Source organism: Neomelitea salexigens DSM 19753 (assembly GCF_000422345.1).
Taxonomy (GTDB): Bacteria; Pseudomonadota; Gammaproteobacteria; order Pseudomonadales; family Spongiibacteraceae; genus Spongiibacter; species Spongiibacter marinus_A.
Genome location: NZ_KE383819.1, coordinates 120884 through 144605 on the forward strand (window position 1 = coordinate 120884; position 23722 = coordinate 144605).

General features: G+C 48.3%; 22 protein-coding genes. 7 read left to right on the plus strand and 15 right to left on the minus strand.

Annotation, left to right across the window (positions count from 1 at the left end; genetic code table 11):
• Positions 1-13: 13 nt before the first annotated feature.
• From H573_RS0116255 to H573_RS0116305, 11 genes are all read right to left on the minus strand, one after another.
• Complete coding sequence (locus tag H573_RS0116255; protein ID WP_027875190.1) at positions 14-1105, minus strand: glycosyltransferase family 4 protein; 1092 nt, start codon at positions 1103-1105, stop codon at positions 14-16.
• 7 nt (positions 1106-1112) lie between these two features.
• The gene (locus H573_RS19570; RefSeq protein WP_205618961.1) at positions 1113-1892 is read right to left on the minus strand and encodes a hypothetical protein; all 780 of its coding nucleotides are present in this window, start codon (positions 1890-1892) and stop codon (positions 1113-1115) included.
• A gap of 40 nt (positions 1893-1932) precedes the next feature.
• Complete coding sequence (locus tag H573_RS0116265; RefSeq protein WP_027875191.1) at positions 1933-3180, minus strand: O-antigen ligase family protein; 1248 nt, start codon at positions 3178-3180, stop codon at positions 1933-1935.
• 397 nt (positions 3181-3577) lie between these two features.
• Positions 3578-4255, minus strand: coding sequence for an acyltransferase (locus H573_RS19205; protein WP_051171390.1), 678 nt, complete (start codon positions 4253-4255; stop codon positions 3578-3580).
• Positions 4248-5411 carry a glycosyltransferase family protein gene (locus H573_RS0116275; RefSeq protein WP_154653937.1) on the minus strand — a complete coding sequence of 388 codons (1164 nt, stop codon included), beginning with the start codon at positions 5409-5411 and terminating at the stop codon, positions 4248-4250. The genes H573_RS19205 and H573_RS0116275 overlap by 8 nt, the downstream gene beginning before the upstream one ends.
• A gap of 92 nt (positions 5412-5503) precedes the next feature.
• The gene (locus tag H573_RS0116280; protein ID WP_027875193.1) at positions 5504-6163 is read right to left on the minus strand and encodes an HAD family hydrolase; all 660 of its coding nucleotides are present in this window, start codon (positions 6161-6163) and stop codon (positions 5504-5506) included.
• Positions 6160-6840, minus strand: a complete 681-nt coding sequence (locus tag H573_RS0116285; RefSeq protein WP_036257051.1) for an acylneuraminate cytidylyltransferase family protein — start codon at positions 6838-6840, stop codon at positions 6160-6162. Before H573_RS0116285 ends, H573_RS0116280 begins: the two co-directional genes overlap by 4 nt.
• A gap of 1 nt (position 6841) precedes the next feature.
• Positions 6842-7603, minus strand: a complete 762-nt coding sequence (locus H573_RS0116290; protein ID WP_027875195.1) for an HpcH/HpaI aldolase family protein — start codon at positions 7601-7603, stop codon at positions 6842-6844.
• A 2-nt stretch (positions 7604-7605) separates the two neighbouring features.
• Entirely contained in the window at positions 7606-9249 is a 1644-nt protein-coding gene (locus tag H573_RS0116295) for an aldolase catalytic domain-containing protein (protein WP_036257052.1), read from the minus strand.
• A complete protein-coding gene (locus H573_RS0116300) occupies positions 9246-10514 on the minus strand; it encodes a flippase (protein ID WP_154653938.1) in 1269 nt (422 codons plus the stop codon). The genes H573_RS0116295 and H573_RS0116300 overlap by 4 nt, the downstream gene beginning before the upstream one ends.
• A 159-nt stretch (positions 10515-10673) precedes the next feature.
• A complete protein-coding gene (locus H573_RS0116305; RefSeq protein ID WP_027875198.1) occupies positions 10674-12122 on the minus strand; it encodes an undecaprenyl-phosphate glucose phosphotransferase in 1449 nt (482 codons plus the stop codon).
• Between the two features lie 1023 nt (positions 12123-13145).
• Here H573_RS0116305 and H573_RS18675 point away from each other — a divergent pair.
• The 5 genes from H573_RS18675 (at position 13146) to H573_RS0116330 (ending at position 19124) form a co-directional block, all read left to right on the plus strand.
• Entirely contained in the window at positions 13146-14633 is a 1488-nt protein-coding gene (locus tag H573_RS18675) for a capsule assembly Wzi family protein (RefSeq protein WP_161624285.1), read from the plus strand.
• Between the two features lie 88 nt (positions 14634-14721).
• A complete protein-coding gene (locus H573_RS0116315; RefSeq protein WP_027875199.1) occupies positions 14722-15858 on the plus strand; it encodes a polysaccharide export protein in 1137 nt (378 codons plus the stop codon).
• A gap of 90 nt (positions 15859-15948) precedes the next feature.
• Complete coding sequence (locus H573_RS0116320; RefSeq protein ID WP_036257053.1) at positions 15949-18192, plus strand: polysaccharide biosynthesis tyrosine autokinase; 2244 nt, start codon at positions 15949-15951, stop codon at positions 18190-18192.
• A 406-nt stretch (positions 18193-18598) separates the two neighbouring features.
• Positions 18599-18871 (plus strand): type II toxin-antitoxin system Phd/YefM family antitoxin, encoded by a 273-nt coding sequence (locus H573_RS0116325; protein ID WP_027875201.1) that lies wholly within the window; start codon positions 18599-18601, stop codon positions 18869-18871.
• Positions 18852-19124 carry a Txe/YoeB family addiction module toxin gene (locus H573_RS0116330; protein ID WP_027875202.1) on the plus strand — a complete coding sequence of 91 codons (273 nt, stop codon included), beginning with the start codon at positions 18852-18854 and terminating at the stop codon, positions 19122-19124. The genes H573_RS0116325 and H573_RS0116330 overlap by 20 nt, the downstream gene beginning before the upstream one ends.
• Positions 19125-19313: 189 nt before the next feature.
• On the opposite strand, the gene H573_RS0116335 is transcribed toward H573_RS0116330, so the two are convergent.
• From H573_RS0116335 to H573_RS0116350, 4 genes are all read right to left on the minus strand, one after another.
• Positions 19314-19769, minus strand: coding sequence for an REP-associated tyrosine transposase (locus tag H573_RS0116335; RefSeq protein ID WP_027875203.1), 456 nt, complete (start codon positions 19767-19769; stop codon positions 19314-19316).
• 148 nt (positions 19770-19917) lie between these two features.
• A complete protein-coding gene (locus H573_RS0116340; protein ID WP_027875204.1) occupies positions 19918-20163 on the minus strand; it encodes a YfhL family 4Fe-4S dicluster ferredoxin in 246 nt (81 codons plus the stop codon).
• Between the two features lie 10 nt (positions 20164-20173).
• Positions 20174-20656, minus strand: a complete 483-nt coding sequence (coaD, locus tag H573_RS0116345; RefSeq protein ID WP_027875205.1) for a pantetheine-phosphate adenylyltransferase — start codon at positions 20654-20656, stop codon at positions 20174-20176.
• A 67-nt stretch (positions 20657-20723) separates the two neighbouring features.
• Positions 20724-21014, minus strand: coding sequence for a GIY-YIG nuclease family protein (locus tag H573_RS0116350; protein WP_027875206.1), 291 nt, complete (start codon positions 21012-21014; stop codon positions 20724-20726).
• 248 nt (positions 21015-21262) lie between these two features.
• On the opposite strand from H573_RS0116350, the gene ggt reads away from it, so the two are divergent.
• Both ggt and H573_RS0116360 read left to right on the plus strand, forming a co-directional pair.
• Positions 21263-23002, plus strand: coding sequence for a gamma-glutamyltransferase (gene ggt / locus H573_RS0116355; RefSeq protein WP_051171392.1), 1740 nt, complete (start codon positions 21263-21265; stop codon positions 23000-23002).
• A 352-nt stretch (positions 23003-23354) separates the two neighbouring features.
• Positions 23355-23722, plus strand: a 368-nt coding sequence (locus H573_RS0116360; protein WP_027875208.1) for an IS110 family transposase, incomplete at its 3' end; no start/stop codon positions are given.

The window sequence follows — 23722 nt, forward strand, 5'->3', positions numbered from 1 at the left end:
CCCGTTAACTACGTTATAATACACCCACACACTCATTTATATTCTTCAGGATATTTTCACGAAAAATATTAATATCAAAATCTTTCGACCGCTCGTATGCTTTTCTCGACATTGCAGTATAAAAATTTTGATCATCTGCCAAATAGATCAAGCGATCCTTCAGGGTATCAGTATCATAACATGACACCAAATACCCACTCTCTCCGTCCACCACAATTTCAGCAGGCCCACCCACTGGCGGAGCAATTACAGGCACTCCATAACTCATGGCCTCCAACAAAGTGAGACCGAACGTCTCAATCCACTCATCAGGGCGAGATAAGTTCATTACAACACTGGCTCTTCGATAAAATGACGACAAATCGCTTTGTCGCGAATAAATCTGCAAATTAGATGGCAACACACCACCAACCTCTCGGCTCACTTCCAACTCCGATGCATTTAACACCAACTCAAATAAAAATATTGATCGATCAGAACATGATCTAGCAAGGGAAATATATTCAGCGACACCCTTATAATCTTTGAAGGAGCAAACCATCAACACCCGAAAAGGGCGTTCCAGAGCTGAAGAGCAATCTGCCAGATAATCTATATCTGGGGAGCTTACCGCATTATAAACTATACTTGAGGCAGGCCTACTGAAAGGCTCGGCCTTACGCAAATAATCAGAAACATACAACACTCTATCAGCACATACTTCTATCACGCCACGCAAAAACCGCTTGAACAACAATGGTCGCAATGAAGTTTCATGCACATGAAATATAATTTTCTTCCGCAACAGCACACCTGCTAAACCCGCGGCGAAAGGCATCATCGTATTAACATAGTAGACATCTGCATCGCGACAGCGTAAAAGGCAGATAAAAAAGAGATGAATCTGCGACAAAAAATAATAAACTAGGGTTACGAACTTATTCTCACTTCGCTTATAAAATACATACTTAGAATTCGATGAGAATTTATTCAAAAACCCATCTTTATGTCGAGATGTGACGACCTGAAATTCAATGCCAGCCAATTCACAAGCATCAACAACTCCACTAAGAACTTTTGGGCTACCACTGCGGTCATTGTAAAGGTGAAAAAAGATAATTCTCATATTCAGTTTAAATCCATAAGTACCTAAAGGACCTGTATCTCAACGAGAGCTTAATTTTCAAAAATACGAGATAAACCCACAGCAAAGCACTTACTCCAGCAGAAGACGAAGAAAATGTTTCTCTTGTCGCATAAATATGGTCACCCCACCGGAATAACGAACGCTCGCTTGACTCTGCGGTATGCTCGGAAAGAGAATGATCAACATTCACATCGAGGACAAAAACATTTTCAAAAAAAGACTCATAGCGCACAAAAAAATCAGTATCCGTACCATAAAACCTCAAATTAATGTTAAATAAAGGCGACATTTTTTTATAACATTCCCTTGAAATTATTACACCACTATTAATGGATACGAAATTTTTTGAGCTATGGACTCCTTTTTCAATTTTTTCAACTAACCTCCCTTTAAATAAAAATCGCTTACCAGGACTGACTAATTTACCAGACGAATATAGGCGGGGCACAAATACACCAACACTAGAATCGTGCACATGCCGCCCGCAGACTTGAAGCTCCGATATAACTCTACTAAGGCGACCATTCCCGTAATCAGTATCATCATCTGAAATCATCAAGAAAACTTCATCACTTGACTCATCACCAAAGACCGCCGCCGACACAGAATTATATATCTCCGGCAAAGTAGAGTTATTGCCACTATATTTTATGACACAGGGGTCATTAAAAAAAACAGGCATTTCAGGACTATTATTCCACACATGCAATCTAACATCACAATTCGCCCAACGGCTCTTGCACCCAAAGATTGAATTAAAAGCCAATGATTCGTCAATTGACTTTCTATACAGAACGATCAAAACATTAAGCGTTAACAGGATCACCACTCCTTAAAATAAAATACATATACATAACACTAAGAAAATGAAAATTAAACCCTATCATTCTATCTTCAAATGTATTAGTAATTACAAAAGAAGCGAGTATGAGCAAAGAAAAAATCCCACAAATACGCCCCCAAGAAAACCCAATACGCACAAATAAAAAAAACGCCCAATAAACAGCAACTAGCCCTAGAACTCCGTACGAATAAAATGTATCAATAAACCCGCTGTGGGTTGAGCCAACTACTGCAGACGCAGCCAACTGGCCACTCAAACCATCTATGAAGCCAGAAGAATTAATTATTCTTGAAGCAAGCTGGTTATGCCCGTGACCAATAAAAGGGTACTCCATAGACATGCCAGCAAAAAAGCTCCATATTTTATCCCTATTGGAAAAATCAATAGAGTTAACCACATCGCCCAAACCGACCGCATCCAGAAAAAGCTGCTGAGATAGAGCGTACATCAAAACTGGAAATACCAATATAAATGCAAAAACCACCCTAAGGTAGAGCCCCTTAATATTACCAACGACTAAATAAACGAGAAGTAGAAAAGAAGCCAACACTGAAATTAACAATGCTGTATTAGATCCAGCCATTATCAACATTAACAACGCCAAAGAGACGAAGAAAAAATTTCCTAATGTTCGCCGTTTATATAGCTCGAAAAAGAAAACTATAAAAGCAAATGACAGAAAGTTCCCCAGCGCATTCTTATGGCCAAAAATACCTTGCCAACTACCTTCATGCATACCAACAGAAACCCCATAATCCGGGAAAAATACAATCACAAACAATGAAATGGATAAAAGCGCCCTCAGAACGAATTCTAAAAACCTATATGCTTGAATATAACCCACATAAGAAACGAACCCATAAAGCCCAAGGAGGGAAAAAGTATAAAAAACTAGATCTTTGAATAGCGGATAAAAATAGTGGGCATTCCACAAAGAGGGAGCAGTAATTATAACCAAGAGAATAAATACTTTACCAGCCCCAGTATATACGCGCTTGCTTTTCAAAAAAAACAAGCCTACTGAAAAAGCAATAACAGCCAAGCCAAGAAATTGTATAGCAACATATACAGGGCTACTTTCCTGAATCGCATTAACGAAATTTTCGTCACGAGCTCCACCGGCCTTTAGCATTTCAATAAATCCGGTTGACATGAAAAAAGCTAGCATTATCGCCAACCTCCCCACCCACCCCGTTATTCCTATACTCATAATCTATCTCTGCACGTTAATCGAATAAATATCACTCCGAATTTATTCGCCCTCTATACTCAGACCGAAGATTCTTTGACGATCAATATGGACCCACCCATAAAACAATTACCACCGACCTCGACTTACGAACTTCTTAAAATGTTAGAGCGAACCAGACCCATCAGAACGACACTGAGTCCACTCGCGCTCCAAACAACAATACACACCACAAACCGGGAACTGTTAACAAGCAATATGCACCACTCTTAGGGCCCAAAATTTTTTCAAGTAAAAAAATGAACCAAAGATTTACAGCACCACCCTGATTTCTATCAATCAATATAAGCCGCCAGCAGTCTTAATGGTGCTTGGCAACAAGCACAAATCAAAGCACACATGTAACTCACAAAAAATATCACCTCTCTGAAAGCCAATTTCCATCAGTAAGATCATATTTTTTTAATTTTTTCGCAGGAACTCCACCATATATGGAAAATGGCTCCAATATACCGGAAACCACCGCACCCGCAGCAACTATCGTACCTTCACCAATTTTTGAGCCCGCTAATATCTTTACACCCGCACCAATCCAGACGTTCTTTTCTAGAACAATTTCTGCCCCTTCTTCACCCATGTTAAATCCGATTTGAGGGCTGCTAATAATATGATTTGATGCGACTACCGAAGTATCCTTCGCTATTATGACATTTTCCCCTATGGTGATAGGCCCGCCAAAATATGATTGAAGCAACACATTAGGCCCAACAAAAACATCATCGCCTAACCTAATTGAACCATTACGAGGAGCGATAGACACACCGTCCTCTAGTATTACTCTGTTTCCAATTTCAAGCTGACCTGAGAACTTATTACCGAAAATAAAACTTATATTGCCGAGGCAGCGAAGATAGTTTCCCACTACCAGTCTTTCTGGGCGACCACGGAAAACCAACGCGCCATAATACTGACCAAAGGACTTTGACTTGTACAAATTAAAATTGAAATTCAAAGTCGCCTTCATTATCATTAAGCGCAGCAATGCAATTGGCGTAAAATATAAAATACGAAATACTTCAAAAATATTTTTATTCATTCGGTTGACACTCGCCGAAATAATATGCCGGATTATTTAACCCACTTAAAATCTCGTCATCGACTAACAATTCATAAAGCTCATTAGCGTCTGAAAACTCTTTGAAACCTACGCCATAGAACTCATCATTACCACTAAGATATTGAAGCACAGGAAGCTCATAGAACTGTGACTCGAAAAGAGTTGTTGAGTTGAATCCTAAAACTGCGCGAAATCCCCCAGCATACTCATCTTCAAGTAATTTTTTTTCTGAAACACTAATTCCATTAACTCGACATAAATCAGAAATTTTATTCCTGTTTAAAGAAGGATGAGGACGCACAACAAATTGATAATTAAAAAATATGTCATCTGACAATATTTTTAACAATTTAACTATTTCCTGATCATAGGTTATCCGAGGCAAACAAACCAACACTCGCCTTGAGCCAGGCTTAAAAGATGAGGAGAAACTGCGATTTTTATATAATGGATTACCAACAACATCGATTTTAGTAAATGGCTCCAAGTAATCTTTGAGCTGATCCCGAGTAAACGCTCCCCATGCATAGAATATTTCTGCCGTTGAAAAATACATACCTATCATCTCGAACGGAACTTCATTTTTATATTCATAATACATACCATGCTGAAGCGTATATGTTTTAACCCCCGAATATCGCATTAACAGTGTAATTACGCTCTCATACTCATAAGAACTATTAAAGCTAAGGCAGGTACGGAATTTAGATGCGTCTATTTTTTTCTCAAAATAGTTTAACGAAGCCAGTGCGGGATAAACCGACATAAACAAATGAAAGTACTGACCGGAGTTAGCGGCGACAGAAAATTTATGCGCGGCTATAAAAGCGTACACGTCAAAATTAAATCTCCAGCCTCTTATCTGACCACTTACCGCCAAACGCTCAAAGTCTATACCCATTTTTTCAATATATGCATCCGCCAATCTTTCATAATCGTGTCTGATAATACTGTATATGTATAACGCATCACTTTTAGAGCCGAAATGCTTCAACCGAGGAACAAAGAAAAATATTTTAATTAAGGCTTTAATTTTTTTAATCGCGCCTTTACCTGCGAAATGGTATACCGTTACGGCTAGGAAATACGCGCTTAATTTTTCTAAGGGAATTCTTTTGTATTCTAAACCAGACAAAGCCCTTACCAGGCTCAAATAAGTCTTGTATCTCACGTTATCCAATTAAACACCGTATCTAAAATAGGTTTTCGCAGACATTCTGCCAAATACTAATCAACAAAATTTGCCAGCTTTGACTTGCTAGTGTAACCGTTCTCCAGTAGCCAATACTTCCACGCATCAACCTCAGTCCATTGAGTCATGAACACGAAATCAATGCTCGCTTCAACTGCAACCTTCGCATCATATTTACTATCACCTAGGAATAGCGCTGGCTGCCTGATATTGTTCGCTCGAATTTCACGCGCTAGGATCTGCTCTTTGGTATCTGGGCTCCCATATATACCACCGTTAAAATAACGTGCGATATTGCGCTTTTTAAAGACCTCACGTAATTCAGCCTGATCTCCGCCAGACACAATAAGCCACGTTGAGTCCGGAGTTTTATCTCGAAGCTCCGCCAGTTTTTCCGCCACCCCACAAGTCAATAAGCCTGACTTAACTGCTGATGAAAACTTACCTAATAGCTCTCTGAGCTCAGCATCACATACTTCACTTTTACCGACAATCTCTGTTAGAAAATATCTAAATTTAGCGTATCTTGAAACCCCGCCATTTGCGACGTGGTATTCAATCAATTTGTTAGCGCATTCCAGGCCATAATGCTTGGAAGCCTCATAGAAAGCTGCCGTCTTAACTTTATTCGAGTCTAAAACAACACCATCGCAATCAAAAACCAAGGTTTTGTATTGGCTAATATCTTTAATCATTTTTTCACAAGCCAATCAAAACCATATTTTTTATATGCAAATTCCGCAAACTCAAAGTCTAAAATATCATCCACATCAATTGACTGAACTTTATCCAAGGCAACAAACTTCGGCTTAGTACCAACAACATTACCGCGCTCAAACATTAATGCTTTGCTGATAATAGTTATTGCAAAGTTAAGTGATACGATATCAGGCAAGTCCTGGCTTTTTGGTGTTTGATCAAGCTCGTAATTAATCGGCACTCCGTTCTGCCAAAGGAACTTTTTCTCTGGCGACACTGAGTTAATGCTGTCATACAACCCCATCCCGTCGAGATATTCACGGATCGCAAATTCGTACGTTGCAGCCTTTAGCATTGGGCTCGTCGTTTGCGCCATCATCAAAATATCTGTATCTGTTACTTCTGCGATGTGCCTCCAATGCACATCATTAGTAACGCTTGAACTTGCAAAATCAGGTTTGCGCCGATGAATAGATACGCCCATTTCTTCAGCAATCTCAATGGAGCGCTCGCAATCGGTATTGACCAAAATCTGATCGATGCCTTGCACATGCTTCAGAACCTTTAACTTAAGTTCAAGCAGGGAGGTATCCGCAAATGGGCGCGTGTTTTTTGAAATAACACGCTGGGACCCTTTTCGAACAGGCACAACTGCAACTATTCTTTTCGACATATCATTTATTACTCACTATTTCTTTAATCTTTGACATAAAAATATTTACGTCAACTGAATATGCAATGTAACTAAAACCTTCCTCCTTAAGCGATGCATTACGATGCAGACTGTCGGAGAAGCTTCCCAGTAAGACACCTTTTGCTTTGGCCTTACTCGAAATCCGCCTCATTAAATCAAGCACTTCCGGAGAGTCCACCTGTCCCGGCTTGCCTACCGATTGAGATAAATCATATGGACCGATAAACAGAATATCGAAACCATCTACGTCGAGGATCGCGTCTAGGTTCTCTATTCCCTCCACACCTTCAACCTGTAGAATCAGGAGGGTATTATTCGCTTTTCTAAGATAATCTTGCTTGGGTTGCTCACCAAAGTCTGCCGCCTTAACATAACAACAAACTCCGCGCATTCCATTGGGATGATATTTGGCGGCTTTGACAGCAACTGCAGCTTGTTCTGCAGTAGCGATATTTGGTACTTGCACGCCCAACGCACCAGCATCCAAAGCGGATCCTATTGCATGTGAATCAACACCCTTCACACGAACAACTGGCACTAAACCAGCCATTATTGCCGCTCGTGTATGATGATGTATCGTCGGCAATGGTACTGGCCCATGCTCCATGTCAAGAATAATAAAATCCATGCCACCATAACCGACTGCAGCAACAAAATCGGAATCAAGAGTTTTACTAAATAGGCCTAGGCAAGGTTCTTCACCTAATTTTTTTTTAAATTTAAATAATATGTCTTGATTCATAATTATAACTGTCCGTATATCGACGCTGCCGGAATTTGATAAGTGGTCGGCGTAAGCGATACTAATGGAATACTTCCATCAGCTTCGCAAAATAGCCTAAACATCTCATTCATTTCACTGTTACGAACATCCCCGGTTGAGTACCCATCAAAACCAACCAAGAATATTTTTCTGGCCTTCCCACTCGCCGCCACAGCTAACGCATAAACAGCGACCATTGCAGCGGGAACCAAACAATGGCTTTCATTAAATTCAAAAACCCCTTCTTTTACCCCTAAACCGAAGTCTAATATTTCTTTAGCCATCAACTCATTTCTAACATCATTTGGCAGCATACTTGCGGGCGTTAAGATCGGCTCAGGTAGCGAGAGATGCTCAGCGCAATCAGCGAGCAATCTAACGGGATGACATGCAGCCCTAACATTAATCAAATCCGCTGAAATAATTTGTTGCGTATTTAACGCTATAACAAAGGGAGCCTTTTCCTTTATAAAGGATTCTATAGCCGCCTTATGTCGCATAACACCAGGGCCAGTACCAATGATTAATACGTCTCTATCATTGATTAGCTCCTGGGGGCACCATTGTCCCTTCGGGGTACCCGAATAAAAATGCCTCGCCCCTTCAAGAAGATTACTACTAAATTTCTTCCCTCCCTCTAGCTTAAGGTGATTTATTACAGCAAGAATATCTTCTTCGTTGAATCGGTTATCTGACAGCATCTCCTGCACATAAGATGGATGAATGCCATACTTTCCCGCGAGGTAATAGTATGGATTTGTACCCCAGCCATATTCATTCTGCATTGGCTTGAAATGTTTTCGAATCAACTCGAACAATTTGATCGGATTCGATTTCACATTTCTCTGCTCCTGTAAGGCTAATGCTAGATATTCAGTTTGGGAATTACCCGGCCCTCTTCCCATACCAGTAACAGTGCTGTCTACCCATAAAACTCCATCTCGAACCGCCCGCTGTGTATTTGCTATAGCAAGCCCCATATTGTCATGTGTATGAATACCTAACTCACAATTCGCCCCACGCTTAAATGCCGTAATTATTTTTGATGTTTTTTCTGGATCTAAACTCCCCATACTGTCGGCAAAATACAAAGCATCAATTGGATAATCTCTCGCTTCAAGAGCGAGTGCTGTAACTTCTTCTGCTGTTCTTTCAGCAACCTGCATTAGGTTAAAACCTACCAAATAGCCCGCATTCTTTAGCCAACTCGCTGCAGGCAAACACGCCCTAAATTCGTGGACATGACAGGCTATTCGAACAAGAGTCACTGGGGAGTATTCTTTCAACTTAAATAAAACACTAAGCTTTTCAGTCAGAAAACCTTCAACATCAGATACTGAACTCCCTGATTTAGGCAAAAGCTCAGACCCATTTACCATTACACCAATTTTCGACGAAAGTTCTTTTGGAATATTCAAATTTGAAATAAACTTATCGGTACTGTATGCGCACCCCCCTTTAAAGCCATTATTATTGAGCGAACGAAACCCTATTTCGACATAGTCCACATTCAACGCAGCCATTGCAAGAAGATAATCGTCTATTAACTCCGGACTAAAATCCCAATGATTGTAATATCCACCGTCGCGAAGAGTGCAATCGAGTAGTTTTATTCCGTCTTTCATGACTTAGGCATCTCTTTAAATAAAAAATTTAATGTAATAGCATTGTTACATATTCGGACGAGCGACTTTAAACTGCTATCCGTATAATTAATCAAATAGTTTGCAATTAATATTGTAATTAATGTTGCAGCTGCAGCACCTTCCATCCCATAAATTGGTATAAAAAAATAATTCAAAATTACATTTATTAATAAAGCGATCAATGTTCTAAGAGCTATCTTCGTCTCTAAGCCCTCTACAGTCAAATAGCGTGACGTAACTGCACCCAATCCTGTAAATGCAACCGCCCACATTGAAATAATCAGCGCATTTGTAGCACCAAGATATTCCGAACCAAAAGTAAGCAACACAACGGAATCACCGAAAATGGAAATTATTATCGCGACACCAATACCGGGCCAAAAAACGAGGGCGAATAGCTTCGCCATTCCGTCCTCGTAACGATAAGCCGAATGCGCCTTCAATTTAACAATTGCTGGCAAAAGCGAAATACTTATTACGTATGGAACAATCACCCAACCTTCATATATTTTAGCTGCCGCGGAATAAAGCCCAAGGTCATGCGCACCCAGCATATTTTTGATCATTAACTGATCAATCCTCATATACAAAACTGCTGCAACACCCGACAGCACCATCGGCCATGCACTGCGCAGCAAGGGCTTGACCAAGTAGGCCTTGAAATTCAACAGAAACCTCACTTGCCCCAAACGCACATGCATTAGAGATAACAAGATTGCTATAATTACTTGATCTAGAGCATAAGCAGCTGCAAACCAAAATATATCAGCCTGAACCACGACTAGAGAAATTTTAACAACCGAGCCTAACGCCAACGCGCTAGACTTCGCTAACGAGGAGTACTTTGCCTTTACCTGAGACTGGAAATTATAGTCAATAGCCAAAAAGGACTGGAAAATCATTCCAATAGATATAATCCAAATATATAACTGGATTTCGCTATCTTTTTCAAAAAAATAAGTCATTAATGCTAAACAAAAATTACTTAACAACGCCGCAATGAGCATAAGCCAAAAAGCCGTACCAAGATATGACTCCCGACTTTCGGAGTGGCGAGCTAGATCACGAACCAGTATACTCTCCATACCTAATCTACTGACAACCATAAAAACTGCTACTACAGCCAGCGCATAACTAATGACACCAAAGCGCTCAGGGCCCAAATAACGAGCCACATAAATACTTACAAATAACGCAGCAATAATTTTTAGTGCGTACTCGGATATCATCCACGACGAATTCACAAGGTACCCAATAAGTGCTTTATTTCCTCTCAGGCGCTTAAGATTGACTCTCACCAAGTTGGGCCTCTTAAATTTTCGAAACAAGCTAGCTCCGCCCTGGCTAATAACTTATCAACCAAACTGAGGCTTAATCTAACCATCCATAACCGATGCGCTTTGCTATGCAGAGCTAGTAAGGAAGCCGCGAAAAATTGTAAGAAATGTTATGCGCAAATCAAACCACACCGACCAATGCCGAATATAAAACAAATCAAACTCAATCCGCTTTTCCATTTTTTCAATAGTGTCTGTTTCACCACGCCAGCCATTTATCTGCGCCCAACCAGTAATTCCAGGCTTAACCAAGTGGCGCTGCATGTAGCCGTCAATTTTGTCGCGATATAGCTCATTGTGAGCCACCGCATGAGGACGCGGACCAACAATACTCATAGAGCCCTGAAGAACATTGATAAACTGGGGGAGTTCATCTAGTGACGTTTTTCGAATAAACGCCCCGACTTTAGTAATACGCGCATCACCCTTAGTGGCTTGCTTAACCACATCGCCGTTATCACAAGTGGTCATACTACGAAACTTCCACACCTCAATTTCCTCGCCATTGATCCCGTAACGACGCTGCTTGAAAATAATAGGGCCGGGCGAGGTAAATTTAACTGCTGCCGCAATAATGAGCATAGGAATGGCAATTAAGCATAAGATGATGGAGCTAAGCACTACATCCTCTATACGCTTTACCGCTGAGTCGAAGGAGTCGAAGGGGGTGTCGTAAACGCTTACTACAGGCAGACCACCAATCTCTCGGCTGCGGGCATTTAGCATTTTGAAAGTAAACAGGTCCGGCACTACGTGCACACAGCATGAGCTATTGGAAAGCTCTTCTACCAACTCTTTAATGGTTTCCTCTTCGCGCATAGGTAGTGCAATGTAGATATCGTCAACACTGCCTGCGCGAGCTTCTTTCTTTAAGGCATCGATATTGCCGATGACCTGCAATTTTTCACCACCCTTTTCTGCTGGCAGTGGGTGGCTACCGATACTCACTCGGTTGTCGTAGAAGCCAGAGATGTCTATGCCCATCCAGGGGCTACCAAGAATACTGCGAGCCAAACTTAAGCCCGGCTCTTTGGCCCCTACTATGGCGATACGGCGAGTGTTTACCCCCGCTCTACGAAATTCACGCATGATGATGCGCGCTGAAACACGATAAAAACTGATGGATACGGGCACCGCTATCGCCCACGCCACCATTACACCACCACTGTAGCGTTCGGTCATATCGAATAGGAAAACGATGGTCAGCAAAACGCCAATAACCAACGTCCAGGTGAGGAAAACAGCGCGCACCTCGCCGAATAAGGAGTGACCACGCCACGAAAGGTAGAGGCCGTTTTTATTTGCCAGGATATGGAAACATATGGACGTGAGGAAAGCCGCCATTTGCTGGGGCACATCCCACGTATAACCCGCAATGTAAACGAATGCAGCCAGAAGCCCCCACGTTAGCAACACATCAAATAGCTGATGCATGGCAACCAGCATTGAATGGTGCTGACGAATGAAGCCTCCGTGCCGGACGGATCCGGACGCTTGAACTGGGTTAGTATTCACAGCAATTCCCTCGCTTGATATCGCTGGCCGCTAACATAAATGTATGCTCGGTGTTTAACGTGCTGGCGCCCTTTGCCAAGTGCACTACCTCCATTAGCCGGGGATATTTCTCACACCATAACCGGGCGTTTACTTACACCTCGATAACCAGCTTTCTTACTTGAACACATTGGAAGGGGGCGCTATTTTGCGCCACATCAGTGCAAAAGCCAACCGCAAATCTCTAACAAGATGACATAGTGACAAGATTGGCGCAGCGCAGAGCTGCCGCGCTTGTTACCCCGCCCTGCGCTTCGCATTACATCGTAATGCAGGTTTTGCGCCAATGCTGGCTGAACAACCAGTTTGCCGAGCTCGCTTTGTTCCGGCGCGTAGTGTGACAGCGAATTGCTACGGTTTGGTTAATTTGGGTGGAGTGTTGAGCGATTCCGGGGGCGTATAGGGCGGTGGTATTGGAGGCGCGCCGGCAAAGGTCGCGGTCGGGCCCGCTGCCCAAGACATTCCCTATGGTCATGGGGCACGGCGTCCTACTAACAGCGCGGGAAGATCATTCGCGGTTAAAACCGCTCCTACAGATACTTCGGTCGCGGGGCACGCTGTCCTACAAGTCTCGGATGCGCGGCGCACTGGGTTGGTGCGCGGGGTTGTTGGGTGGGTTGTTTTGGTGCGGACGTGAATGTGCGACGAGGTATCAGACATAAGGTATGGTCGCGGTCAGGCCTGCTACCCAAGACATTCCCTACGGTCATGGGGCACGCTGTCCTACAACAGCCCGCAAACCAACATTCGCGGTTGAAACCGCTCCTACGGATACTTCAGTCGCGGTCAGGCCCGCTCCTACGAAAACCAGGGGCATGCGGGGTGGCAATGTCGTGACATTGTCACAGTTCGTTGGCATGATCCTTGTCCTTCTTATTAGGTCACGCGTATGATTGCGGCGCATTCGCCTGTTTGGAATATTGGCGTTGCGAGCAGCGGCGCGGGGTGTTCGCGTAATTACTAAAAAGGATGGAATTCCAAGGCATGTTGATTGGCCAGCGGTGTAAAGCGTTTTCTTTGTCTGCCTGTTTACTGGCCGCTAGTGCTGTGGCACCTTCTGTCGCCAGCGCAAAGCCTTGGATTGGGCCAAACGAGCTGGATTTGCGCCACCATATTGAGCTGCTATCCAGCACCGGCATTATTACCGCACCAACGACTCAATGGCCACTGATGTGGGGCAGTATTTTACCTGACCTGAAACGTGCCCAAGCCCGCAATATTAGTGCACTGGAACGCCAAGCACTGGACGCTTTGTTGGCCCGCTTTGAGCAGGAGCGCAAACCCTTTAGCGCCAGTATTGAACTTGCTCACAGCGAGCAGGAACGTCGATTTTTAACCGGCTTCGGCGACAGCAACAATGCCCCCGAATACGGCGCTGTTTCCGCTGAATTTATGAGCAGCAGTTGGGCAGGCGAGTTGCGCCTTAGCTATGACATTCCCGATGCCCCGCGCGAACACCGCCGTTTAGATGGCAGCTATCTTGCACGGGCCTTTGGCAATTGGGGCGTAGCACTGGGCGCCATTGACCGCTGGTGGGGCGCTGGCTGGCAGAGCAGTTTGTTGCTTTCCAACAATGCGCGGCCCGTTCCAGGCATTAGCCTGCAACGCAACCGCGCCCATGAATTTGAAACGCCGCTGTTGAGCTGGCTTGGCCCTTGGCAACTGCAGGCCTTTGCCGGTCAGCTGGAAGGGGAACGCGCAGTACCCGGCGCAAAATTGTTAGGAATGCGTGTAGCGGTCAAGCCCGCACAGTGGCTGGAAATTGCTGCCAGTCGCACCGCCCAGTGGGGTGGCGATGGCCGCGATGAGAACTTTTCCAGTTTTAAGGATCTTATGCTGGGTAATGACAACCGCGGGGACGGCGGACTTACCCAGGAAAATGAGCCGGGCAACCAGCTGGCCGGTTTTGATGTGAAAATGCTGTGGGCGACGCCTTGGGGCAATCAAGGCGCTTACATCCAGCATATTGGCGAAGATGAAAGCGGCTACCAACCCTCTCGCTTAACCCATGTAGTGGGCCTGAATGGCTTGTTTGCAATTGAAAAGCACCGCCTGCACTGGTTTTTAGAGCGCACCCAAACCACAGCGGGCGCATTAATTGGCGATGAGCGCAGTAACTACGTGTATGAACATGCCATTTACAAGAATGGCTACCGCTATAAGGGCCGCGCCATTGGTGCCAGTATCGATAACGACAGCGAGCTGGATACTCTCGGCCTGGACTGGATGCTGCCGGACGGTAGCCGTTGGTCGTTGCGTTACTCGGACGTTGCCTTAAATATTGATGGCGGCGGTCGCGGCGCTGCTGGCCGCAGTCAGGGTGAAGGCAATACCTTGGAAATTAGTTACAGCCAGCAATTTGGTGGCTTGAACGCCGAAGTGGGCTACATCAAGGTGGATGATGGCCTGCAACTGTATAACTACGACCATGGCATTGAGAGCGCCTTCATAGAAGCGCGCTATCGTTGGTAGTCGCGACGATCGACTCGTACAGAAAATTAAAACATTATTTATGGACTAGCTGGCACCACGGGGCCAGCGGTGTAGCAAGGGTTAGGGAATGAAAGTGAAAAATTTGCTTGCCAGCGCATTGGTGCTGAGCTGCGCAGCATGCACGGTAGTACCGGGCAGTAATATGAGCCGCATGAACTCGGTGTGGTTTGACGATACCCCCGAGGATTACACCCCCGCCGAAACCGAGATTCGCTACATTCCCATTAATGCGACCCTGCTCGCCAATATGAACGCCCCCGCCGCTCGCCAAGCAACGCTGAGCAGTGACTTGGAGCAGCAGCTTAACGACTACCAATACCGCGTTGGCCCCGGCGATGTGCTGACCATTACCGTGTGGGAACACCCCGAACTAACGATACCCGCGGGTTCCTTCCGCACCGCAGCCGAGGGTGGCAACGAGGTGAAGGCCGACGGTACGGTGTTCTACCCCTATGCCGGCGAGCTGCAAGTGAATGGCCTGACAACTGCCGAAATTAAGGCGCAGTTGGAACAAAAGCTGGCCTCAGTCATTAAGCGCCCACAAGTCGATGTGCGCGTGGCCGATTTCAGAAGCCAGCGTGTGTACGTAAGCGGCGCAGTTCGTCAGCCCGGCGTTGTGCCAGTAACCAAAATTCCGCTCACGCTGATCGACGCCATTGAGCAGTTGGGCGGCCTCGCCAACAACGCCTCGTGGGGCGACATTCAACTAACGCGCAATGGTGAAACCCAGAGCATCTCGCTGCGCTCGCTCTATGAAACCGGCGCCTGGAGTGAAAACCTGCTGCTGCAGCACGGCGACCTGATTCACGTGCCACGCAATGACGCCGACAAAGTCTTTGTACTCGGCGAAGTTAACCGGCCGCAGGGCATTCTTATGTCCCGCACAGGCACCAGCCTGGCTGAGGCACTGGCCAGCGCCAATGGCATTAATGAAAACCGCGCCGACGGCCGCGGCATATACGTGCTGCGCAACACCGGAGTAAGCCGCGACGAGGACGGCATGCCCGTTTATAACGCCACCGTCTACCACCTAAACGCAGCCTCTGCCGTTGGCTTTATGCTGGCTGATAAGTTCACGCTGTCGCCACGCGATATTGTGTATGTGTCACCCGCGCCGATCACCCGCTGGAACCGCTTCCTGAGTCAGTTGCTGCCGAGCATCATCGCCACTAACACCCTGGGCGATATCGAAAACCAGAATTAATGATGGCGCGGGTATAGCACCGCATACATTGCGCCCTAGCGGCCGGACTGAATAGGACAAGGCGAGTAATAGCGCCCGTTGGAAATGACTATGAGTACACAAGCACCCGTTAATGCTACCAAACCCAGTCAGGCAGACGATGAAATTGATTTGCTCGCCCTTTTTGCCACCCTGTGGGACAACAAAAATCTGATTGTCGGCATTACCACTATCTTCATGTTTTTTGGCGTGGCCTATGCCTTACTGGCAACGCCTATCTACCGCGCCAACGCCATTGTGCAGGTGGAAGAGAAGTCGCCCGGTTTACCCGGCATGGGTGACATTACCGAGATGTTTGGTGGCGAATCTGCGGCGGTTACGGAGATAGAGTTGATTAAAAGCCGCACGGTGCTGGGCAGTGCGGTAGACAAACTGAACCTGGACATTGTTATCGAGCCGAAGTACTTCCCCGTTATTGGCGCGGCGGTCGCCCGCCGGTTCGCCGGCTTGGACGGCGAAATCGCAGCCCCGCTGATGGGCATGAGCAGCTATGCCTGGGGCGGCGAAGCACTGAGAGTGAGTGAATTTTCGGTACCTGCAGCGTTTTTCGGCGAGGCGCATGTGCTGCGTAGCCTGGGCGATGGCAACTACGCGCTGTATTCCCCCGACGATGCATTGATTTTAGAGGGCCGCGTTGGCCAGCGTGCCAGCGCGCCGGGGTATAACTTGTTTGTGAGTGAGCTGAGCGCCAACCCTGGCACCGAATTTAGCGTTGTCCGTCAGCGTCGCTTGAGCGCCATTATTGAGCTGCAAGAAACGCTGGGCGCCTCTGAACGCGGCAAAGACTCAGGCATTATCGCCCTGTCATTGGAAGACGACACCCCCAGCCACGCTGAAAATGTATTGAACGTGGTGGCGCAGAACTATCTTCGCCAGAACGTTGAGCGCCAATCTGCCGAGGCATCAAAAAGCCTGGACTTCCTCCGCGAGCAATTGCCGAGTATTAAGCGCGACCTGGAAGAAGCCGAGCGCAAGTTTAATGACTACCAAGTTAAAGCGGGCTCAGTAAACATTACTGCCGAAGCCGAAGCGCTGCTTGATCAAGTAGTCGAGCTGGAAACCAGTGTTGCTGAGCTGCAATTACAGCAGGCCGAGCTGGACCGTAAATATACCCGCGACCACCCCGCCTATCAGGCGTGGCGGGAGCAAATGGCCGAGCTGCGCTCACGTAAGCAAGAGCTGGACGAGCGTATCAAGAGCCTACCTGGCACCCAACAGGAGCTGCTTGGGCTTAAGCGCGACCTAGAAGTTGGTACCGAAATTTATACGCAATTGCTGAACAATATTCAGGAGCTAGATATTGTGCGGGCGGGTACCGTGGGCAATGTGCGCATTGTTGACGACGCCGCTGTTAACGTGGAAGAGCCCGTTAAACCCAAGAAGCCACTGATTGTAGTGATTGCCACGCTGCTGGGCGGCTTCCTCTCAGTAGCCTTGGTGTTGGTGCGCTCGGCACTGAATCGCGGTGTTGAAAACCCCGATGACATAGAGGCTATTGGCCTGCCGGTATATACCAGCATTCCACTTTCCGATGAGCAGCGTAAGCTCGATGGTGCGGGCAAACGTCGCCAAGCCATTCGCAAGAAACAGAAGAACCAACACCCTCACGACCTGCTGGCCCATAAAAACCCTACCGATATCGCGGTTGAAAGCCTGCGCAACCTGCGCACCAGCCTACACTTTGCCATGCTGGAAGCTGAAAACAATGTGATGATGATCTCCGGCCCCAGTCCCAATGTGGGTAAGTCGTTTGTTTCCGGCAACCTTGCGGCGGTAGTAGCTCAGGCGGGTCAGCGCGTACTGCTGATCGATATGGACCTTCGCAAAGGCTATATGCATAAGATGTTTGGCATGCAGCCAGATAACGGTGTGAGCGACGTACTGGGCAAGCGAATTAGCGTTCAAGAAGCGATAAAACCGACACGCGTTGGCGAGCTGTTTGTCATGCCTCGTGGAGTGATCCCTCCCAACCCGTCGGAATTGTTAATGAGCCAGCAACTGACTGATCTGCTCAACGAAGTAAAAGAACAGTTTGACTTGGTTATTGTCGATACCCCGCCAATTATGGCCGTTACCGATGCCGCCATTGTGGGCCGCCAGTGTGGCGTGACCATGATCGTTGCCCGCTTTGGCCTGAACCCGATTAAAGAGCTGGAAGTGACTAAACAGCGCTTCGAACAAAACGGCATTACCGTGAAGGGCGTTGTCCTTAACGCCGTAGAGCGCCGTGCGTCGGGTTATGGCTACGGCTACGGGTATGGTTACTACCACTACGAATACAAGTCGGATAAGTAGTTTAGGCGCGGCGAGGCCTGCGTGTTGTAGGAGCGGGCCTGACCGCGACCAAACCCCATTCCGTGCCATTCGCTCCAGTCGCCCTCAGGCGGGCTGGCCACAGCACTCGCTCTGCTCGCGGGCCACGCTGTCCTACAATGAGCCCACCTCGGCCGTTCGTGTAGGAGCGGGCCTGACCGCGACCAAAATCCCATCCGTGCCATTCGTTCCGCTCGCCCTCGGGCGGGCTCCTACAGGGGCCACACTGTCCTATAACCATCCCACCTTTGCCGTTCACGTAGGACAGCGTGCCCCATGACCGAAGGGAGTGCTTTGGGTAGCGGGCCTGACCGCGACCAAAACCCTTGGCCTTGTTAGCACTTACGGTATATAGTTGTACGGCATTTCCGTACATAAGGATACCCGTATGGACACCATTAGCGTAAACAAGTTTAGAGACAACCTGAAAAGTGTTGTAGAAGAAGTAGTTAGCCGGCATGAGCCCCTCAAGGTTACGAGAAGGGCTGGCGAGGCGTTTGTGGTCATTAGTGCCGACGATTGGGAGCGAGAGCAAGAAACTCTTTACGTGCTCCAGAACAAAGACCTGATGCAGCAAATTGCCGACTCCCTTGACACCCATACCCGCAGCCAAGGCTACAAACCGACTGACGAGCAAATGAATGAGATCACTGGTATTTGAGGGTAATACCTGGGAAGCCTATGAAGCCGTGCGCGAAAAAGACAAGCGTTTGCACAAAGCCTTATGTAAATTGCTCAGAGAAATGCTGCGATCCAACGACCCCTCTTCCGGCTTGGGAAAACCCGAGCCACTGAAACATAACCTTTCCGGCCTTTGGTCAAAACGGATTTCCCAGAAAGACCGGTTGATATATCGGTTCGACGATAAATCCATTTATATCTTCGCCATTGGTGGGCACTACGACCAGCCATAACCTGCAGCACGGCGCGGCCCATGACCGAAGGGAGTGTCGTGGGCAGTGATCGATCGACCCCTACCGTTCGCTCCGGTCGCCCTCAGGCGGGCTGGCCACAGCACTCGCTCCACTCGCGGGCCACGCTATCCTACAATGAACCTGCCTTGGCCGTTCGTGTAGGAGCGGGCCTGACCGCGATGCCCTGAACTATAAATACACTGCATCCCACAGCGCATATTGACCAAGATCGTCAACCAAGCCTGCGCGAAGTGGGTTGGCAATGATATATCGCGCCGCTGCGCGCAGGTCTTCGTCACGACGCAAGGCGTGATCATAGAAACCGGGTTGCCAGATTTTTGCTGAGGGGCGATTTAGAGTGTGATTTATCTGCTTGGCAGATTCGGTTTTAACTCGCTGAACGACTTCTGAAAGGCTTCGATCTTTTAGCTCAAAAAGCCAGTGAAAGTGGTCAGGCATTACAACATGGGCCACTGTATCTGCGTAGGGTGATGAACAGATTGATCGCGAAACGCAACGACCTAGCTGGAGGTTGTGGAAGAGACTTTGCCGCTGCCACGTCACCGTTGTGACCATGTAGGTTTGGCCCATTATTGAGCGCCGCCCCGTTCGTAGTGCATAACCACGTCGTGATTTGATAGGCATCAACACGTCCCTGTGTCAGATATTTCCTTCGTAAGTTAGCACGATATTCTTAATCAAACTGGACTGTATCGCCCTCTGGCGGGCTCCTACGAAAACCCGAACATGCCCACGGCGCTGTAGGAGCGGGCCTGACCGCGACCGATTCCGCTCAATCGGTCAATTTATGGTATTTGGCGAGGAGTTGTTCTTCGGTTTCGATGTGGTTGGGATCGAGGGGGATGCAGTCTACTGGGCAGACTTGCTGGCATTGGGGTTCGTCGAAGTGACCGACACATTCGGTGCAGCGGGCGGGATCGATTTCGTAGATTTCCTCGCCCATATAGATCGCTTCGTTAGGGCACTCTGGCTCGCATACGTCGCAGTTGATGCATTCGTCGGTGATCAGCAGTGCCATGCTATTGCCGTTACTTGCGTGAGAAGCGGGCGTTGAGTGCCACCATGACGTTGTCGGGCACGAAACGTGAAACATCGCCGCCCATGCTGGCAATTTCGCGCAGCAGTGAGGAGGAGACGTAAGAGAGGGACTCTCCAGGGGTCAGGAATACGGTTTCCAGATCCGGTGCCAGCGCGCGGTTCATGTTGGCTAACTGCAGTTCGTACTCGTAGTCAGCCACGGTGCGTACGCCGCGCAAAATACTGTGGCAGTTTTGCTCTTGCGCCAGTTCCACGGTCAGTCCGGTGAAGCTGCACACTTCAATATTTGGCAGGTGGGAAAGCGCTTCGGCACACAGTTCCATGCGCTCTTGCAAGGCGAACATCGGCTGCTTTTTCTCGCTGTTCGCGACGGCGAGCACAACGGTGTCGAACAGTTTGCTGGCGCGCTCGACCAGATCGATATGACCGCGGGTGATCGGGTCGAAAGTACCTGGGTATACGATGCGTTTCATAAGTCACCGGATTGCAATTAAGGCGGCAGATGGTATCGAATTCACCGAATACGAACAAGCGCGGCGCTCAGGCTTCTTCCCCGGTCTGGTAGAGATCGTCCCACCTGGGGTTAATACTGTCGATTAAGGCGGTTTTGCGGCGGTGGGAGTATTCCTGGATTTGTTTCTCTCGCATATAGGCCTGCTCGAGGTCTTCAAAAAGCTCAAAATACACGAGCTCGAATACCTCTTTGCGAATTTCGCTCAAGGCCTGGCGATAGTCATGGAGGTGTTGTCGTAAATTGGCGGCAACACCACTGTGCAGGCTGCCACTTTGTCGGTTCGCTAAAATATACACAGCGGGGAGCTGTTCTAACATCGTCATCCCTTCCCTAGGTCGCTATCGTTTACGTCTTATTGTTATGGTTGTACCGATCTCGTTTCCTTCCCTGGATACCGACACCACGTCGTGGCGCGCGATAACGGTTCGGTACCGCAAGTAAAACCGATCATAAACAAACCGCGCTCACTATGTCACCCCTTGATAAAATTGTGAGACCACTACTGGGTTTGCGCTACACTGGCCCACGGCGAGCTTTTCCCACCGCGGCACTGGAGGATAAATTGTTGAAAGCGCACAAAACCTTGCTGACGTTGCTTTGGTTATACCTGAGCACGTTCGCCCACGCCAGCGACCCCCTTATTGTTCCGGAAGCGGCGAGCGGCTTTGGCCAAATTAAGTCGGCGCGATACCAAACCGCAATGGCGGTTACCGCGAACCCTCATGCCAGTGACGCCGCGAAATGGGTGCTGCAGAAAGGTGGCTCCGCGGTCGACGCGGCCATTGCGGCGCAATTGGTGCTCGGTTTGGTTGAACCGCAGTCGTCAGGCATTGGCGGCGGTGCCTTTATGCTTCATTGGCAGGCACAGCGCGAGGTACTGGAGAGCTGGGACGGCCGGGAGACTGCGCCAGCCACCGCTAACGACACGTATTTTTTACAGGCCGATGGCAAGCCCATGCGCTTTTTCGACGCCGTGATTGGCGGCCGCTCGGTGGGCGTACCCGGCGTATTGGCAATGCTGGAAGCTGCCCATCGCGCTCATGGCAAACTGCCTTGGGCGACACTTTTTGAGCCGGCAATTCGCCTTGCCGAGCAGGGTTTTGCAGTATCAGAACGCCTGCATATTTTGCTTGAGCGCATGCCTAAGGTGGCCGTAAACCCCTATATTCAACGCTACTTTTTTACGCGCACAGATGGCGGCTGGCAGCCTAAGCCAGTCGGGCATGTACTGAAGAACCCCGCTTACGCTGCGACACTAGGTCGCATACAAAAACACGGCAGCGAAGACTTTTATCGCGGCAAGCTCGCCCAGGCCATTGTCGATGCCGTTCGCAATGACCCAAATAGTGCCGGTGAGCTCACCCTGCAAGACATGGCGAATTACCGTGCGATCAAGCGCGAAGCACTGTGCGCACCATTCCGGGAGTACTCGGTATGTGGCGCACCGCCGCCTTCGTCAGGGGCAACCACGGTACTGGCCATTCTGGGAATGCTAGACGCATACGAACAACGCATGGGCTTGCGCACCGATTGGCAGCACGGCTTTATTGAGGCCTCGCGCTTGGCCTTCGCCGACCGCAACCACTACGTGGGCGACCCAGCCTTTGTCGAGGTGCCCAGCCAAGCAATGGTAGACAGCGACTACCTGCGCCAGCGCGCAATGCTGATCGATAACGCCGCCGTCCTCGCAGACGTGAAGCCCGGCAACCCGGCAACAGCTCCCAAACGCCGCTCGGCCTCGTCGCCTGAACTCCCCTCCACCACCCACTTCAGCATTGTTGACCGCTGGGGAAATGTGGTGAGCATGACCAGCAGCATTGAAACTGCTTTCGGCTCCCGCGTGATGGTAGGCGGTTTTCTACTGAACAATCAGCTCACGGACTTTTCATTCTCGCCGCTGAGCAAAGACGGGGCACTGGTTGCCAACCGTGTTGCTGCTGGCAAGCGGCCACGCTCGTCAATGGCTCCCACCATTGTGTTTAAAAATCAGCAACCCGTGTTAGCGCTAGGTAGTCCCGGTGGGGCACGTATTATCGACTATGTTGCGGCCAGCCTGTACCGCATCCTTGCGCTCAATATGCCCGTGGGCGAGGCCATCGCCGAAGGCCATATCATTGCCATGGGACGTGGCGTGGAGATGGAAAGCGGCAAAGCCGACCCCGCCACGGTGGCACGGATGCGCGGCAGAGGCCACCCCGTGACACTGCGCGACCAAACCAGCGGTCTGCATGTAATTCACATTACCGAGCAGGGCTTACTGGGCGGTGCCGACCCCAGGCGAGAGGGCAGTATTGCCGGGTTTTAAGATTTTGTAGGAGCGGTTTACCCAAAGCACTCCCTGCGGTCATGGGGCACGCTGTCAACCGCGATTGAGGCCTCGAAAAGGGCTCTTCGCTATCCGTGCTGCCGAACGTGGTTCGTAGCTTCGAACCTTCGCGACTGAAGTCGCTCCTTGTATGTTGCCAACGCGTCACATGGATTATGGTTTACCGGTTACTGGGGAGGCCGTTCGCTCCTGGAAGCAGCTTGTTCTGACTTCGTCTGTAGAGCGGCTCCCCGCCTCATTACCTACTCCGAAGGGTATCCCGAAGCCGCTTGCGCGTGACTTCGTATCACAAGGTCGGTAGCAGGTAAGTCAGTGCGAGGTCGGGGAACCTGTGACTATTGTCGTTAATTTAGCGTTGCGAGTGAAGGGTATGTCTTTATTTGTTGGGGTGGATATTGGTGCTAGCTCTGTAGATGTTGTGACCTGTGAGGAGGGGAAATTTAGCAAGCCCAAGCAGTACAAGCAGTCTCCGGATGGACACAATTCACTGGTGTCCACGATGAAGAAGCTTCAACCGAAGTGCATCGTCATGGAAGCAACGGGCGTGTATTACTTTGATCTGGCGGTAGCTCTAGCTGAGGCAGGTCTGCCTGTGGCGGTGATCAACCCCAAGAGCACCAAGCACTTCGCCAATATCAAACTACAGAACAGCAAGACCGACAGCATAGACGCGGCGCTGCTGGCCGAGTACGGCATGCG